Annotated in this window: 14 protein-coding genes and 1 riboswitch; of the genes, 11 read left to right on the top strand and 3 right to left on the bottom strand. The window is 73.5% G+C overall.

The features are described 5' to 3' along the window. Positions 1-5: 5 nt before the first annotated feature. Positions 6-116, top strand: a riboswitch (SAM riboswitch). A 388-nt stretch (positions 117-504) separates the two neighbouring features. The 10 genes from ACZ619_RS00890 (at position 505) to ACZ619_RS00845 (ending at position 10057) form a co-directional block, all read left to right on the top strand. Continuing rightward, the gene (locus ACZ619_RS00890) at positions 505-1488 is read left to right on the top strand and encodes an amino acid ABC transporter permease (RefSeq protein ID WP_469592610.1); all 984 of its coding nucleotides are present in this window, start codon (positions 505-507) and stop codon (positions 1486-1488) included. Next, entirely contained in the window at positions 1485-2273 is a 789-nt protein-coding gene (locus ACZ619_RS00885; protein ID WP_469592608.1) for an amino acid ABC transporter ATP-binding protein, read from the top strand. The genes ACZ619_RS00890 and ACZ619_RS00885 overlap by 4 nt, the downstream gene beginning before the upstream one ends. Positions 2274-2337: 64 nt before the next feature. Then, positions 2338-3360: a transporter substrate-binding domain-containing protein gene (locus tag ACZ619_RS00880; protein ID WP_469592606.1), complete on the top strand. Its 1023-nt coding sequence runs from the start codon at positions 2338-2340 to the stop codon at positions 3358-3360. A gap of 47 nt (positions 3361-3407) precedes the next feature. Beyond that, positions 3408-4154, top strand: coding sequence for a GNAT family N-acetyltransferase (locus ACZ619_RS00875; protein WP_469592604.1), 747 nt, complete (start codon positions 3408-3410; stop codon positions 4152-4154). 43 nt (positions 4155-4197) lie between these two features. Further along, positions 4198-4293, top strand: a complete 96-nt coding sequence (locus ACZ619_RS00870) for a putative leader peptide (RefSeq protein WP_469592602.1) — start codon at positions 4198-4200, stop codon at positions 4291-4293. Between the two features lie 63 nt (positions 4294-4356). Next, complete coding sequence (locus ACZ619_RS00865; protein WP_469592600.1) at positions 4357-5571, top strand: LLM class flavin-dependent oxidoreductase; 1215 nt, start codon at positions 4357-4359, stop codon at positions 5569-5571. A 21-nt stretch (positions 5572-5592) separates the two neighbouring features. After that, on the top strand, positions 5593-6966 hold the full coding sequence (locus tag ACZ619_RS00860) for an NtaA/DmoA family FMN-dependent monooxygenase (RefSeq protein WP_469592598.1): 1374 nt from the start codon (positions 5593-5595) through the stop codon (positions 6964-6966). Continuing rightward, positions 6963-8042 carry an LLM class flavin-dependent oxidoreductase gene (locus ACZ619_RS00855; RefSeq protein WP_469592596.1) on the top strand — a complete coding sequence of 360 codons (1080 nt, stop codon included), beginning with the start codon at positions 6963-6965 and terminating at the stop codon, positions 8040-8042. The genes ACZ619_RS00860 and ACZ619_RS00855 overlap by 4 nt, the downstream gene beginning before the upstream one ends. Next, positions 8035-9159 carry an LLM class flavin-dependent oxidoreductase gene (locus tag ACZ619_RS00850; protein WP_469592594.1) on the top strand — a complete coding sequence of 375 codons (1125 nt, stop codon included), beginning with the start codon at positions 8035-8037 and terminating at the stop codon, positions 9157-9159. Before ACZ619_RS00855 ends, ACZ619_RS00850 begins: the two co-directional genes overlap by 8 nt. Positions 9160-9235: 76 nt before the next feature. Further along, a complete protein-coding gene (locus tag ACZ619_RS00845; RefSeq protein ID WP_469592592.1) occupies positions 9236-10057 on the top strand; it encodes a TauD/TfdA dioxygenase family protein in 822 nt (273 codons plus the stop codon). 245 nt (positions 10058-10302) lie between these two features. Here ACZ619_RS00845 and ACZ619_RS00840 read toward each other — a convergent pair whose 3' ends face one another. Then, a complete protein-coding gene (locus ACZ619_RS00840) occupies positions 10303-10515 on the bottom strand; it encodes a hypothetical protein (protein ID WP_469592590.1) in 213 nt (70 codons plus the stop codon). A 546-nt stretch (positions 10516-11061) separates the two neighbouring features. Next, positions 11062-12141 carry a beta-glucuronidase AbsR1 gene (gene absR1, locus ACZ619_RS00835; RefSeq protein ID WP_469592589.1) on the bottom strand — a complete coding sequence of 360 codons (1080 nt, stop codon included), beginning with the start codon at positions 12139-12141 and terminating at the stop codon, positions 11062-11064. A gap of 94 nt (positions 12142-12235) precedes the next feature. Here absR1 and ACZ619_RS00830 point away from each other — a divergent pair, with 94 nt between their 5' ends. Continuing rightward, entirely contained in the window at positions 12236-13966 is a 1731-nt protein-coding gene (locus ACZ619_RS00830; protein ID WP_469592587.1) for a LuxR family transcriptional regulator AbsR2, read from the top strand. A gap of 342 nt (positions 13967-14308) precedes the next feature. On the opposite strand, the gene ACZ619_RS00825 is transcribed toward ACZ619_RS00830, so the two are convergent. Then, positions 14309-16882: a CHAT domain-containing protein gene (locus ACZ619_RS00825; RefSeq protein WP_469593252.1), complete on the bottom strand. Its 2574-nt coding sequence runs from the start codon at positions 16880-16882 to the stop codon at positions 14309-14311. Positions 16883-16931 lie beyond the last annotated feature (49 nt).

Below are 16931 nucleotides of genomic sequence, written 5' to 3'. Positions count from 1 at the left end.
AGAACGGTCAAGAGCGTCAGCGTTCAAGCCCTGGCTTGCTGACCGGCAACCCTCCGATCGCGGTGGGGTGCCCCAGGTGACGACCCGACCGGATGACGTTTCGGTAAGCGCGAGGCCCACGGGCCTGAACAACAGTGACGGGTGACGGACATGTACGCAGCTCCCAGGACGGCCCAGCGCCGCTCCCAGGGCTGCGTACAGCCGTATGCGAGCCCGCTCGTCGTCGACCGCGCCGTCGACCTGCTCCGCGTCAACAGCGCACTGTGTAGCGCGTGTACCGCACCGGGCTGTGCCCGCTGTCGGGTCTGACCGGTCCTTCCGGCCTCCCGGCCCGCACCCAGCAGCACCTCTCCCCGCCGCACACCGCCCGCCCGGTGTGACCTCGTCCGCCCAGTCCCCGCGTCCCGCGCGTCCCCGCGCCCCGTGCCGCGCCGTGCCCGAACACGGCCCGGCCGCGGCCGTCCGCCCGTGGGAGGCGGGTTTCCGACATCGCCGGAGTCCGTCATGAGTGAACCCCCAGGCGCCACCATCGCCGCCCCCGAGGCGCCGAGCACGGCTGATGAACCGTCAAAGTTGCTGACCGCACAGCGAGTTCAGCCGCTGCGCAGGCCGGGGCGGTGGATCGCCACCGCCGTCGTCCTGGTCCTGGTCGCCCAGTTCGCGCACGGACTGGTGACCAACCCGTTCTACCAGTGGGACCGCTGGGCGTACTGGTTCCTGCGCCCGGCCATCCTCGACGGACTGGTCATCACCCTCGAAGTCACCGCCTACAGCGCGGTCCTGGGACTGCTCGGCGGCATCCTGCTGGCCCTGGCCCGGCTGTCCAGGAGCCCGGTGCTGCGCGCGGTCAGCTGGACCTACGTCTGGGCGCTGCGCTCCGTCCCGCTCATCGTGGTACTGCTCTTCCTCTACAACTTCAGTGCCCTGTACAGGACGTTGAGCATCGGCGTCCCCTTCGGACCGGCCTTCTTCTCCTTCGACGAGTCCAAGCTCGCCACCGACATGGCCATCGCGGTCGTCGGCCTCAGCCTCAACGAGGCGGCCTACGCCGCCGAGGTGGTCCGCGGCGGCATCCTCTCCGTGGACCAGGGCCAGCACGAGGCGGCGGCCGCCCTCGGCCTGCCCAAGGGCTACCAGTTCCGCAGGATCGTCTTCCCGCAGGCGCTGCGCTCCATCACCCCGAACTACGTCAACCAGCTCATCGGCCTGATCAAGAGCACCTCGCTGGTCTTCTACGTCTCGCTGCTCGACCTCTTCGGTTCCGCGCAGAGCATGGGCTCGACCTACCCCGGCGACATCGTGCCGCTGCTCCTGGTGGTGACGGTCTGGTACCTGATCCTCACCAGCGTCGTCTCCGTGATCCAGTTCTACGTCGAGCGGTACTACGCCCGGGGCGCCACCCGCGCCCTGCCGCCGACCCCCTTGCAGAAACTGCGGGGCGGCCTCGCCGACCTGCGCGCACGCATCCGCCGGGAGGCCGCCGTATGAGCACCACCGACACCCTGGACACGGCCCCCGCCGGCCTGGAGATCCACGACGTCCACAAGTGGTACGGCGCCCACCGCGTCCTCGACGGCGTCGACCTGACGGTCCGTCCCGGCGAGGTCACCGTCATCCTCGGCCCCTCCGGTTCCGGCAAGTCCACCCTTCTCAGGGTCATCAACCACCTGGAGAAGCCGGAGATCGGCTACGTCAGCGTCAACGACGAACCGATCGGCGTGAAGCGGCAGGGCGAGCGGCTGAAGGAGCTGAGCGAGCGCGCCATCCTGGCCCAGCGCGGCCGGATCGGCTTCGTCTTCCAGAACTTCAACCTCTTCCCGCACCTGACGGTCCTCGACAACGTGGCCGCCGCCCCGGTCGCCACCGGAAAGCTCACCAAGCCCGAGGCCCAGCAGCTGGCCAAGGACCTCCTCGAACGCGTCGGCCTCGGTGAACGCGTCGGAGCCTACCCGCGGCAGCTGTCCGGCGGGCAGCAGCAGCGCGTCGCCATCGCCCGCGCCCTCGCCCTGCGCCCCGGCGTCATCCTCTTCGACGAGCCGACCTCCGCGCTGGACCCCGAACTCGTCGGGGAGGTCCTCTCCGTCATCAAGGACCTGGCCACCAGCGGCACCACGCTCGTCATCGTCACCCACGAGATCGGCTTCGCCCGCGAGATCGCCGACCGGGTCGTCTTCATCGACGGCGGGAAGATCGTCGAACAGGGTCCGCCCTCCGAGGTCCTCGACAAGCCGCAGCACGAGCGGACCAGGGACTTCCTCAGCAAGGTCCTCTGACCCGCCGTACCCCAGACCTCCCCCACGCCACCGCCCTCATCACCCGCAGCGACAAGGAACGGCCATGTCTACCCACATCACCCGACGCAGCCTGATCAGAGGCATCACCGCGGCCACCGCCGTCGCCTCCCTCGCCACCGGGCTCGCCGCCTGCGGGGGCGACAGCGACGCGGCCACCACCGCCGACGCCAAGACCGGCGAGGTCGTCGTCGGACAGGTCTCCAACGGTGCCGCCACCCGGACGGCCATCAAGGTCTCCGAGGTCAAGTCCATCAGCGCCGAGCTGCCGGCTTCCGTGAGGAAGAGCGGCAAGCTCGTCATCGGCGAGGGCGCCCTGCCCGCCGGGCTCCCGCCGCTGGCCTACGTGGGCAGCGACCAGAAGACCCTCACCGGCACCGAGCCCGACCTCGCCCGTCTGGTCGCCGCGGTCCTCGGGCTCGAACCCGAGGTCAAGAACTTCACCTGGGAGAACATGTTCGTCGGCATCGACAGCGGCAAGGTCGACGCCGCCTTCTCCAACGTCACCATCACCGAGGAGCGCAAGAAGAAGTACGAGTTCGCCTCCTACCGCGAGGACAACCTGGCCTTCCTCGTGCCGAAGAAGAGCACCTGGAACTTCGACGGCGACTACGAGAACCTCGCCGGCAAGACGGTCGCCGTCGGGTCCGGCACCAACCAGGAGAAGATCCTCCTGGAGTGGCAGTCGAAGCTCGCCAAGGAGGGCAAGAAGCTCACCGTCAAGTACTTCCAGGACAGCACCAGCACCTTCCTGGCGCTGGACAGCGGCAAGATCGACGCCTCCTTCGGGCCCAACCCCGGCTTCGCGTACCACAACCGGCAGACCGCGGGGAAGCCCAACGCCACCCGCACCGCGGGCACCTACTCCGGCGCCGGCGCCGGCCTCCAGGGCCTGATCGCGGCCACCGCCAAGAAGGACAGCGGCCTCGCCAAGCCGCTCGCGGACGCCATCAACTACCTGATCGAGCACGGGCAGTACGCGAAGTGGCTCAAGGCCTACAACCTCTCCGACGAGGCCGTCACCAAGTCCGAGGTCAACCCGCCCGGCCTGCCCCTCGACAACTCCTGACTCCCCGTCGAGAACACGTCCGCCGGCCCAGAAAGGACTGCGCCTCCGTGACCGTCCAGACCGACATCCGCGGAGGCGGAGCCCCCCTCACCCCCGACACCGCACCCCTCGACAACGCCGTCTGGTCCGCCCTCACCGGCCCGCACGCCCACCTCGCCGAGCGGTTCGGCCGGGCCGCCCGCTACCCCGACGACGTCTACGCCTACGCGGCGCTCGCCGACCCCCGAGACCCCGGCGCCTGGGCCGACCTGCACACGCTCGTCGGACCCGGGGCGACCGTACGGATCAAGCCCGTCGAACAGGCGCCGCCCGGTTGGGAGGTGGCCGGCGGCGGGACGGGCGTCCAGTTCGTGGACACGGGCCTGCGGGCCGAACCCGACCCCGAGGCGGTACGGCTCGGACCGGACGACGTACCCGAGATCCTCGACCTCGTCGCCCGCACCGCACCCGGCCCGTTCCGCACCCGGACCGTCGAGATGGGCGACTACCTGGGCATCCGGCACCGGGGGCGGCTGGTCGCCATGGCCGGGGAGAGGCTGCGACCGCCCGGCTGGACGGAGATCAGCGCCGTCTGCACCGACCCGGACCACCGCGGCCGCGGCCTCGCCACCCGCCTGGTCCGCGCCGTCGCCGCCGGTATCCGCGAGCGCGGGGACACCCCGTTCCTGCACGCCGCCCGGGACAACACGAGGGCCATCCGGCTGTACGAGTCGATCGGCTTCACCCGACGGAAGCTCTCCCCGATCCTGCTGGTCCGCAGCCCGGGAACAACCGGCCGGGCCGGGCTGTTGTGAGTCACGACGAGATGCACGCGGAGCAGGCCGGGAGGTACGGGACGTGACACCTGTCCTCAGCCCCGCCCGCCGTACCGTCCTGCACTCCCGGCCGCACATCGACCTCCAGCGCGTGGCCGGCGCGCTCTGTTGTTCCTGACTGCTTCCTCCGCCGCGCCCCTTCGCCGGCGCGCCCTCGCACGGACCTCAGGAAGGCACCACTGTGTCCTCAACTCCCCTTTCCCACCTGCACCTCGCCGTCGCCCTGGACGGCACCGGCTGGCACCCCGCCTCCTGGCGCGAGCCGGTCGCCCGCCCCGGCGGCCTGTTCACCGCCGGCTACTGGGCCGACCTGGTCGCCGAGGCCGAGCGCGGCCTCGTCGACTTCGTCACCATCGAGGACGGCCTCGGCCTCCAGTCCTCGCACTACGGCGAGCTGGACGGCCGTACCGACCAGGTCCGCGGCCGCCTCGACGCCGTCCTGATCGCGTCCCGTATCGCCCCCCTGTCCAGCCACATCGGCCTGGTGCCGACGGTGATCGCCACCCACACCGAGCCGTTCCACATCTCCAAGGCGATCGCCACCCTCGACTACGTCAGCACCGGCCGCGCCGGGCTGCGGGTCCAGATCTCCGCCCGCCCGCACGAGGCGGACCACTTCGGCCGGCGCACCTTCCCGCCCGTCGACCTGGCCGGACTGAGGTCCCCGGCCGGACAGGAGCGGCTCGCCGAGCACTTCGACGAGGCCGCCGACCACGTCGAGGCGGTCCGCCGCCTCTGGGACAGCTGGGAGGACGACGCCGAGATCCGGGACGCCGCCACCGGCCGCTTCATCGACCGCGACAAGCTGCACTACATCGACTTCGAGGGCGCGAAGTTCAGCGTCAAGGGCCCCTCCATCACCCCGCGCCCGCCCCAGGGCCAGCCGCTGGTCACCGCCCTCGGCCACCAGACGATCCCGTACCGGCTGATCGCCCGCCAGGCCGACGTCGGCTACGTCACCCCGCACGACACCGCCGACGCCCGCGCGATCGTCGCCGAGATCCGCGCCGAGCAGCAGGCCGCCGGACGGGCCGGGGACACCGTGCACGTCTTCGGCGACCTCGTGGTGCTCCTGGACGACGACGCCGCCGCGGCCGAGGCCCGCAAGAACCGCCTCGACGCACTGGACGGCTCCGCGCTGACCGGCGACGCCCGGATCTTCACCGGCACCGCCGCCCAACTCGCAGACCTCCTGGAGGAGTTCGCGGCAGCGGGGCTCACCGGGTTCCGGCTGCGACCCGCCGTCCTCGGCCACGACCTGCCGCGCATCACCCGGGACCTGGTCCCCGAACTCCAGCGCCGCGGCCGCTTCCGCACCGCCTACGAGGCCGACACCCTGCGCGGCCTGCTCGGGCTCGCCCGCCCCGCCAACCGCTACGCCGCTGCCACCGCCTGAGCCGGAAGGACCGCACCCGTCATGAGCAAGCCGCTGAAGCAGATCCACCTGGCCGCCCACTTCCCGGGCGTCAACAACACCACCGTGTGGAGCGACCCGGCCGCCGGCAGCCACATCGAGTTCAGCTCCTTCGCCCACTTCGCGAGGACCGCCGAACGCGCCAAGTTCGACTTCCTGTTCCTCGCCGAGGGCCTGCGGCTGCGCGAACAGGGCGGCAAGATATACGACCTCGACGTCGTCGGACGCCCCGACACCTTCACGATCCTCGCCGCGCTGGCCGCCGTCACCGACCGCCTCGGGCTCACCGGCACCATCAACTCCACCTTCAACGAGCCCTACGAGGTGGCCCGCCAGTTCGCCAGCCTCGACCACCTCTCCGACGGCCGGGCCGCCTGGAACGTGGTCACCTCCTGGGACGGCTTCACCGGCGAGAACTTCCGCCGCGGCGGATTCCTGCCCCAGGAGGAACGCTACTCGCGCGCCAGGGAGTTCCTCGCCACCACCAACGAGCTGTTCGACTCCTGGCACGGCGACGAGATCCTCGCCGACCAGGCCACCGGCACCTTCCTGCGCGACGCCGGAGCGGGCTCCTTCGTGCACAAGGGCGCGCAGTTCGACATCCACGGCCAGTTCAACGTGCCGCGCTCCCCGCAGGGCCGCCCGGTGGTCTTCCAGGCCGGCGAGTCCGAGGAGGGCCGCGAGTTCGCCGCGTCCGCCGCCGACGCGATCTTCAGCCGGTACGCCACCCTCGACGCCGGCCAGGCCTTCTACACGGACGTGAAGTCCCGCCTCGCCAAGTACGGCCGGCGCCCTGAGGACCTGCTGATCCTGCCCGCCGCCAGCTTCGTCCTCGGCGACACCGACGAGGAGGCCGAGGAGATCGCCCACCAGGTGCGCCGCCTGCAGGTCAGCGGGGCGACCGCCCTCAAGCACCTGGAGTTCGTCTGGAACCGGGACCTGTCGTCGTACGACCCGGAGGGACCGCTGCCCGACGTCGACCCGCTGGTCGGCGAGCAGCACATCTCCCGGGGCCGCGCCCAGGTCCGGATGTACCGCGACCCGGTCGCCATCGCCCGCGAGTGGCGGGAGCTCGCCGAGGCCAACAAGTGGTCCATCCGCGACCTGGTGATCAACACCGGCAACCGGCAGACCTTCGTCGGCTCACCGGCCACCGTCGCCCGCACGATCAACGACTTCGTGCAGGCGGACGTCTCCGACGGCTTCATCCTGGTCCCGCACATCACCCCCGGCGGCCTCGACGGCTTCGCCGACACGGTCGTACCCCTCCTCCAGGAGCAGGGCGTGTTCCGCACCGAGTACGAGGGCACCACCCTCCGCGACCACCTCGGCCTCGCCCATCCCGACCAGCCGCGCACCGAACGGGCGGCGTCGTGAAGTTCCTCGCGATCACCCTGATCGTGCACCGCCCGGACCCGGTCACGGGACGGCGGAAGTCCACCCACGACCGGTTCCGGGAGGTCCTCGACAACGCCGTCCTCGCCGAGGAACTGGGCTTCGACGGCTTCGGGGTGGGGGAGCGGCACGAGCGGCCGTTCATCTCCTCCTCCCCGACGGTCGTGCTCAGCCATGTCGCCGCGCTCACCCGGCGCATCCGGCTCTTCACCGCCGTCACCACGCTGAGCCTGCTGGACCCGGTCCGGGCGTACGAGGACTACGCGACCCTCGACCACCTCTCCGAGGGCCGCCTCGACCTGATCGTCGGCAAGGGCAACGGCGCCGCCCAGCGCGAGCTGTTCCACGTCACCCCCGAGGACCAGTGGGACCGCAACGCCGAGAGCTACGAGGTGTTCCGGCAGATCTGGCGGCAGGACCGGGTGAGTGCCAAGACCCGCTTCCGGCCGGAACTCACGGACGCCGAGGTCTGGCCGCGTCCGTACCAGCGCCCGGTCCGGGTCTGGCACGGCAGCGCCACCAGCAAGGAGTCCGTCGACCTCGCGGCCCGCTACGGCGACCCGCTGTTCTCGGCGAACGTCACCAACCCCATCGAGCCCTACGCCGAGCTGATCCGCTACTACCGCGAACGCTGGGAGCACCACGGCCACGACCCGGCGGACATCGCCGTCGGCGCGGGCACCGCGGGCATCCACGTGGCACCCACCTCCCAGGCGGCGGTGGAGGCGTACCGGCCCGTCTTCGAGAGCAACCTCGCCTTCCAGCGCACGGCAGGCCTCCCCGTGGTCTTCGAGACCGTGGAGGACTTCGTGACGCGCAGCTCGGCGCTGATCGGCAGCCCGCAGCAGGTCATCGACAAGGTGCACCGCTACCACGAGCGGTTCGGACACACCGTGGTCCATCTGCACGCGGACGCGGGCGGACTCACCGACACCCAGCACCGCGACTCCCTGGAGCTCTTCCAGTCGGCGGTCGCCCCGACCCTGCGCGCGGACATCCCCGACCCGCCGTTCGACTGGGGCCCCGTCCTGCCCGCCGAGGAGGCGACCCGTGTCTGACATCCCCCTCGGCGTCCTCGACCTGGTCCCGGTCCCCTCCGGTGCCACGGCCGCCGACGCCCTGCGCAACTCCGTCGACCTGGCCCGGCGGGCCGAGCGGGCCGGCTACGCCCGCTACTGGTTCGCCGAGCACCATCTCAACCCCGGTGTCGCGGGCACCTCCCCGGCGGTCGTCCTCGCCCTGACGGCCACCGCCACCAGCACGATCCGCCTCGGCTCCGGCGCCGTACAGCTCGGACACCGCACGGCCCTGTCCACGGTCGAGGAGTTCGGCCTGCTCGACGCGGTGCACCCGGGCCGCTTCGACCTGGGCCTGGGCCGCTCGGGCGGCCGCCCGCCGGGCGAGAGGGCCGCCGCGCCGGCGGCGACCCCGGTGACCGACGGCCGCGCCCCGAACGGCCTCCTGATCCCGCCCCGCTTCTCCTTCGAACGCCTCCTCGGCTCACCCCGCGTCGCCCTCCAGCGCAAGCTGCTGCTGCTCCCCGGCGCCCAGTCCCAGGACTACGCCGAGCAGATCGACGACATCCTCGCCCTGCTGGCCGGCACCTACCGCTCCCCGGAGGGCGTCGAGGCGCACGTCGTGCCCGGCGAGGGGGCCGATCTGGAGGTGTGGATCCTCGGCAGCAGCGGCGGCCAGAGCGCCGAGACCGCGGGCGCCAGGGGGCTGCGGTTCGCGGCCAACTACCACGTCAGCCCGGCCACCGTGCTGGAGGCGGTGGACGGCTACCGCGCCCGCTTCGAGCCCTCCGAGACGCTCGGCAAGCCCTACGTCAGCGTCTCCGCCGACGTCGTCGTCGCCGAGGACGACGCCACCGCCCGCGAACTCGCCACCGGCTACGGCCCGTGGGTGCGCAGCATCCGCACCGCGGAGGGCGCGATCCCGTTCCCGACCCCGGACCAGGCCCGCGCCCACGTCTGGAGCGAGGCGGACCGCGAACTGGTCCAGGACCGCCTCGACACCCAGTTCGTCGGCTCGCCCGGCCGGGTCGCCGACCAGCTGGAGCAGCTCCAGGAGGCCACCGGCGCCGACGAGCTGCTCATCACGACCATCACCCACGACCACGCCGACCGCGTGAGGTCCTACGAACTGCTCGCCGAGGAGTGGCGCCGCCGATGACCCGTCCGCCGGGCGCTCACCCGCCCGGTCCCTCCGTCCGCGTTCCGTCCCGCACGACGTACCCAAGGAGATGGACATGACCACCGCCACCCGCCACGAGCCCGCGCTCGGCGTCCACCGCGCCGGGCCCCGCTTCGGCGCCGAGATCACCGGCGTCGACCTGACCCGCCCCGTGGACGACGCCACGGCCGACGCGCTGCGCGCCGCGTTCCGGGACCACAAGGTGCTCGTCTTCCGCGGCCAGCACCTGACGCCCGCTCAGCACGTGGCGGCGGTGGAGATCTTCGCCACCGCCCTCGACCACCCGACCGCCGTCCGCCACCCTGAGCACCCGCTGGTCTACCCGTACAACGTCCGGCAGACCGGCAAGGCCGGCACCTGGCACATCGGCGGAGTCTGGCGCACCCCGGTCTTCGCCATCGAGTCGCTCACCTACCAGGAGGTTCCCGAACTCGGCGGCCACACCCTGTGGGCCGATCTGCAGGCCGCGTACGACGACCTGTCCGAGCCCTTCAAGGCGCTGCTGGAGTCCGTGCGCGCGGTCTACGACGGCAACGCGCAGAACTACGCGCAGGGCGCCGGGAAGACCGCCGAGGGGGACACCGCCGAGCAGCCGGTCGTCCTCGAACACCCCCTCACCGGACGCAAGGGCCTGTTCATCAGCTCCTCGGCGCAGGGGCTGACCGGTGTGACCCCGGCCGAGGGCCGGGCGCTGCTCCAGTACCTGCTCCAGCACGCCTCCTCGCCCGACTACACCATCCGCTTCGGCTGGCGCCCCGGTGACTTCGTGCTCTGGGACAACCAGGCCACCTGGCACTACGCGGTCGACGACTACGGCGACGGTGCCCGCGTCTACAACAAGGTCATCGGCGTGGAACCGCTGCGCTCCGCTCCCTGAGCCGGTCCAGGAGCCGCCTGCCGTCCGTTGTGGGTCCGCAGCGGGGCGAGTCCGGCGAGGTGGGGCGCCGGCCGCGCGTGCAGCGGGAGCAGGACCCGGCGGGTGTCCTCGCGCAGGGGAAGCCGGCCAGCGCCAGGGCGAGTTCGGGGCGCGCGGCCACGTAGCGGTCCAGCGCCGTCAGCGGGTCGCCCGAGGCGAACACCGTGAACGACGCGACCAGCGGCTGCGCCCGGCGGGGTGCCGCGTCAAAGTCCGCCGCCGCCAGGTGCAGCCGGGCCAGCGCCTCGCCCGCCGCGCGCGTGCGCGACCTGCGGCTTGCCGCTGAGCTTCGCCTCCAGCCCCTCCCCGGTGGGCATCGGCATCGCGAAGTCCGCCTTGCCCGCGTAGAGCGCCGCGTACGCCGAGGTGCTGAGGGTCACCTGCCTGAACTCGCCCTTGCCGCCCGCGTTCTGGATCACCTTCTGCAGCAGCGGCTTCTCGCAGGGCGCGCCCAGACGCCCTCTCAGCCCGGTCGGGGAGGTGCTCCCGCGTAGATGGCCGAAACCGTAACCGCTGCTCCCGGCCGCCGCGCGAGCGACGTCCGGGATGTGGGACGCCTTCGCCCGATTGACGAGACGCGCAGGTCGCGGGCGTACGACCGGCCGCCATGACCACCCTGCTCCCCGGCCCCTGCTCCCCTGGGCCCTGCTCCCCGGCCCCCTGGTCGACGACACCTGGCCCGCCGCCCACCCTGACGACCCGCCGCTGGCCGTCCCCGACGCCGCCGTGCTCGCCGAGCGGACGGCGGTGCTGAACGGCGCCTCGCCGGTCGTCCTGTACCGCGGCGGCGGGATCTCGGCGGCCGGAGCGGCACTCGCGCTCACCCTGCTCGGCCGCTGGAGCCGGGCGCCTGAACGGCGGGTGCGGCCGAGGCGCGTGTCCCTCCCCCGAAGGCCACGCGCCTCGACCGCTTCCCCCGGTGCCGGACAGTGGTCCGACCTCCGCGTCGCGCGGTCGTGCCGGTGTCACCAGCACATGACCGCTGTCTCCCCCGACCCCCACGTGGAATGGAGACGGACGCGGACGAAGTAGCGGCGGCCCTTGACGAGCCTGACCCTGTTCCTCGCGTTGTGCGGGGTGCCCCCGTCGTCGTGGCCGGCGAGGAAGCGCGGTTCCCCGTCGCGCTCCTCGAAGACCACGACGACGGAGTCGCTCTCCCCGAAGGTGCCCACGGTGTACACCCGGGTCTCCGCGGGCTCCACCGTGAAGTCCGCCTGCTCGCCGGGACCCAGGCTGAGCGGCACCGAACGGAACGGCACCAGCGCGGCCGGCGGTCCGGCGGGCGGATACCAGCGGAGCACGAACTCCTTGTCGGCCGGCGACAGGGTCCCCGGCGGGTACAGGCCGTTGTGGTACTGCTCCGGCTCCAGGACCAGCCCGGGCCCGAACGGGTACTCCATCACGGACTGCGGGTCCCACACCGAGCCGTTGGCCTCGGCGGGGTCGAGCCTGCGCAGGATGTTGTGGTAAGTGCGGTCCCGACTCCAGTAGTTGGGCGGCCCGGCCAGCTCGCTGTAGACCGCCTCGTCGTCCCAGTGCAGCCCCGCGTACGGGCTCTGGTGCTCGTGCCGCATGCCGAGCGCGTGCCCGATCCCGTGCAGCACCGTCCAGCGCCCGCCCGGCTCGGTCAGGTCCCAGCCCAGGTTCATCGTGCGCTCGCCCCGGCCGACCGAGAGCGCGTCCCGGCCCAGCGTCGACCAGGAACCGTCACCCGGCTGGAAGCCGATCCGCAGCTCGGCCTCGCGCCGGTCGGCGACCTCGGCGAAACGCACCCCGATGCCCAGGCCGGCCCACTCCCGGAAGCACTCGCGCACCACGTCCCGCTGCTCCTTGGCCCCGGCCCACGGCACCAGGCGCCGCTCCCCGGTCCCCGGGACCGGGATCACCGAGGCGTCGGTGTCGGAGCCGAAGAAGAAGTAGTGCAGCACCGTGCCGTTGACCCACATCCGCCGCCCGCCGGTCAGCGCGCTCAGCCGCTCGGCGGCAAGTCCCGGAGCGAAGTCCGGGGCCGCCTGCCGCGGAAGCGAGCAGTAGCGTCGGGTCATGTGCCCAGACTGCCGTTCGACCCGGCCGTGCGCGTGAGTCGGAAGCTACTCAAGTCCCCCTGTATCAGAGTTGAGTAACCGGACTCATACTCACGTGACGACTTACGAACGGGACGCGAACACCCTCGAACTGCCTTGGCCGTTCACCGGCCGGGAGGACGAACTGGAGCTGGTCAGGCGGGAGTCGGCGGCGGGACGGCAGGGGATCGTGGTGACCGGCCCGGCCGGCGTCGGCAAGACCCGGCTGATCACCCAGGCCGTACGGGGCACCGACTGCGCCAGGGTCACCGGCACCCCCGAGACCAGCAGCCTCCCGTTCGCCGCGTTCGCGCACCTGCTCCCGGAGCGGTCCGGCCTGCCCGGCGCGGTCCGGCACCTGTCCGGCCTGCGGCTCCTCCTCGTCGACGACGCCCACCTCCTCGACGAGGCCTCCGCCGCCCTCGTCCACCAGCTCGCCGTGCACGGCCGTACCCGGCTCGTCGTGGCCGCCGTGGACACCGCCCCCGTGCCCGGTGCCGTCGCCCGCCTGTGGACCGGTGAACTCCTCACCCACCTCGTCCTGGAGCCGCTGCCGTACGACGAGACGGACCGGCTCGTCGCCGGGGCGGGCCTGGAGCCGCTCACCGTGCGCCGGCTGCACCGGGTGTGCCGGGGCGACCTGCGGCTGCTGCGCGATCTGCTGGGCGCGCTGCGCGACTCCGGCGCGCTGACCCGGGACCCGGAGACCGGCCAACGGGCCTGGCGCGGCCCGCTGCCGCTCACCGCGACCGTACGGGACCGTGTCGTACCCCTCCTGGACCGCCCGGGCCCCGGCGAGCGCGACACCCTCGAACGCCTCGCCTTCGCCGAGCCGTTGCCGCTCCACCTCGACGACGGCCTCGACCTCGACGCCCTCGAACGGCTGGAGACGGACGCCCTGGTCCACGTGGACGAGCTGGGCGCGGTCCGCCTCGCCCACCCCCTGCACGGCCCCGCGCTGCGCGCCTCGACCGGCCGGCTGCGGGCCCGCCGGCTGGCCGGCGACCCCGGCAGGTGCGAGACCGCGCTCAAGGAGGAGGAGACGCGACTGGCCGACCGCGTCGCCGAGTTGGACGTACGGGAGGTGCCGGCCCCGGTGGGGGAGTGGCTGGCTGCGCAAGACCTGCCCGTACCGGCCGGGTACGCCGCCGTGCGCGCCCGGTACTCGTGGCTTCGGGGGGAGCTGCGAGAGGCGGCGGCCTGGGCGAGGGAGGGACTGCGGGAGGCGCCGGGCGACGCCTCCTGCCGTACCGAACTCGCCCGCGCCGCCGCCGAGCGGGGGGAAGGCGCCGTAATGCGCGGGGACGGGGGTCTCGCGCACTACGGCGCCGTACGGCTCGGGGAGCCCGACCGGTCCGCGGGACAGCCGTACGCCGTCCTCGCCCGCCACGCGGAAGCCCTCCTGCGGCGGGACGGGCCCGCCCTCGACCGGGCCGCCGAGGCGCTGGCCGAGCGCGGGCTGCTGCTGTTCGCCGCGGAGGCCCACGCCCAGGCCGTGCGCGTCCACCGCGACCCGCGCGCCGCCCGGACGTCCCGCACCCGCGCGGTCGCCCTCGCCCGCCGCTGCCAGGGCGCCCGCACCCCGGCCCTGTCCGGCCTCGTCCTCGGCGAACTCACCGTCCGCCAGCGCCAGATCGTCACCCTCGCCGCCGCGGGCCTCAGCAACCGCCAGATCGCCGACCGGCTGACCCTGTCCGTACGCACGGTGGGCAACCACCTCTACGGCGCCTACACCCGCCTCGGCGCGAACGACCGCACCGCACTGCCGTGGCTGCTGGACCGCACCGACGGCGAACGGACCGCGTGAGACACCCCGCCGACCGGGCTGCCGCGCGCCCGGGCAGCCAGGTGTGACCGACGCCGACCGCCGGGCTGCTCGGGCGGTCCGGGTTGCCAGGGGCGCTGGGATCGCTCGTGCCACCGGGGCCGCGAGGGCCGCTGGGATCGCTCGGACCGCTGGGATCGCGTGTGCTGCCGGGGCTGCTCGGGCCGCCGGGAAAGCTCATGCCGGGATCGCTCATGCCGGGAAGGCTCGGGCCGTCGGGAACGCTCGGGCTGCTCGGGCTGCCCGGATCGCTCGTGCCGCCGGGGTCGCTCAGGCTGTTGGGGTTGCTCGGGCCGCCGGGGTCCCTCGGGTCGCTCGGGTCGGTCAGGCTGCTCCGAACGCTGCGAAGGCCCAGCCCGTCGCCTGGTGGACCGAGTCGCCCGGCAGCGCGGCCCGGGCGTCACGCAGGGCCTCGGCCAGGGAGAGCCCCGCGCCCAGGCCCTTGTGCAGGGCCAGCATCAGCGGCACCACCGCCGCGTCGTTCACCGGCGCGCTGCTCGCCACCACCCCGGCCGTGCCCAGCGGCAGCAACGCCGTTACCAGACCCAGGAGTTCGTCGGCGCCGACCGAGGCGAGGCGGGCCGTGTCGCAGCTCGACAGGATGATCCGGTAGGGGCTGCGGTCCAGCCGCTCGAAGTCGTGCACGATCAGCGGACCGTCCGCCATCCGCAGCGACGAGAACAGCGGGCTGTCCGCGCGGAAGGTGCCGTGCGCCGCGATGTGCGCCAGCGCCGCCCCGTCCAGCTCGGCCAGCACCCGCGGCGCCTGGACGTCGTCGTGCTCCAGGACCGTGGCCGTGGCGTACCGGCCCGCCAGCTCGGGCACCTCCGCACCACCGGTCGCCAGCCCCGGCCCGCGGACCAGCACATGCCGGCCGCCCGGCGGCGGCTCCGTCTCCCGCGCCCGCAGCCAACTGCCCGCCGACGGCGACACACTGAGCACCCGCTCCCGCAGCGAGGGCAGCAGCGCCCACGGCACCCGGTGCAGCGCCCCCGGCGGCACGATCACCACCGGCCCTGAGCCCAGCTGCCCCGCCGCCTCGCCCAGCAGCAGCTCCTCCAGCCGCCGCCCGGACGCCTCGACCACCGCCAGCCGCCCCTCCGCCCCCGGATGCGCGAGCCGCCGCAGCCCCGCCTGCACATGGTCCGCCTCGGCCACCGCCTCCTCCAACTCGCCGCCCACGAACCGCCGTACCCGGCCCCGGCCGCAGAGCAGGACGTGCACCCGGCCGTCCAGGACCGCGAGTTCGACCAGCCTGGCGTCGCCCAGCCGGTCCAGCAGCCGCGCCGGGTCGAACCGGTCACCGCCGCCCGGCGCGTCACCGCGCGTGTGGTGGGTACGGGAGCGGATCTCCCGTTCCAGACGCCGCTGTTCACGCTCCAGGGCGGGCACCGGACGGCCGTCCCGGCGCGCCTCCTCCGCACGGGAGGCGATCTCACGGAACGCGGTCAGCGAGGTCAGCAGCACCGGGTCGGCGGGCGGCCGGGTCGGCGGAGCGGAGAGCACCGTGGCCCGCCACCGCTCGCTCCACTCCAGCAGCCGGCGCGGGCCGCCGTCCGCGAGGCTCGCCTGCTGGGCCAGCGTGGCCAGCTCCGCGCCCTGCGCGGTCGCCCGGGCCCGCAACTCCGAGGCGCCCAGGGTCATCCGGTGGTCGTCGAGGACGTCGAGACCCCGCCGGCACGCCTCCAGCACGCCCCGGCGCGAACCGGCCGCCCGGGCCCGCAGGGCCTGCGCCGCCCAGCCGGTCATCCGGGCCAGCGGCGGACCGCCGTGCCTGCTGCGCGCGGCCACCGCCAGATGCCGTTCCGCGTCGGCCGTCCAGCCCAGCGTCAGCGCGATCCGCCCGGCCAGCAGCGAGGCCTCCGGCGCGGCCGGCGCACCGAACGCGGCCAACTCCTCGGCGACCGCCGCCGCTTCCTGCACCAGCCGGCCCGATACGGCCCCGCCCGCCACCCGCGCCTCTGTCAGCACCAGCCGGGCATGCGTCTCCCACCAGCTCCGCCGCTGCCCCGAGAACAGCCGTACGGCGACCGCGGCACGGGCGATCGCGGTCTGCGCGTCCCCCGCCGAACGGGCCGCCCGGGCGGCCACCAGCAGCAGCTCGGCCTTACGGGTGGACTGACCGCCGATCCGGTCCAGGTTCGCGATCGCCGCGTCCGCCTCCGCCAGCGCCTCCGGCGCCAGCCCGGCCGCCATCAGCACCTCGCAGCGCGCGATGTAGAGCATGAACGGGGGAGTGTCCAGCGCGGCGTAGCGCTTCTCGGCCTCGGCCAGCAGGCTCAGCGCCGCCGGGATGTCGCCCGCGCGGAACGCGGCCAGACCCCGGCTCTCCACCGCCACCGCCTTGTCGTGCTCCTGGCCCGTCGTCTCCCACAGCCGCTCCGCCGCCGTGAAGTCCGCGTCCGCCCGGTCCACCGCGCCCTGCGCCAGGTGCACGGTGGCCCGCACGCTCAGCGCCCGCGCGGTCCAGATCACGTCACCGGCCTGCCGCAGCACCGGGATCGCCCGCCGGACGTCCTCCAGGGCCTCCTTGTGCCGGCCCAGCACCCACCAGGTGTACGCCCGCCGGTACAGCACCCGCGCCCGCGTGTGCCCGTTGCCCCGCGCGATTCCGCGCTCGAGGGCGGCCAGCCCCTCCCGAGTGCGCCCCGCGTGCACCAACGCGACCCCGAGGGTGCCGAGGACGTCCGCCTCCCGCTCCGCCGAGTCCGCCGAGTCCGCGCGCGCCGCGAAGTCCCGGGCCCGCCGCAGATGGTCCAGAGCCACCCCGAGATCCCCGAAGTCCCGCTGCCAGATGCCGATGACCTGGTGCGCGACGGACGCGTGCAACGGCGGCGGATCGGCTTCCAGGACGCGCTCCGCCCGCGCCAGGGCCTCGCCGGGGGCGGCGAACACCATCGGCAGGAGTTCCGCAACCGATTCGTCTCGCGCAGTCACCCCTCGGATG

Source organism: Streptomyces sp. NPDC104367, from assembly GCF_055583825.1.
Note: the sequence above shows the minus strand (reverse complement) of the source record. Positions and strands in the feature narration are given on the sequence as shown.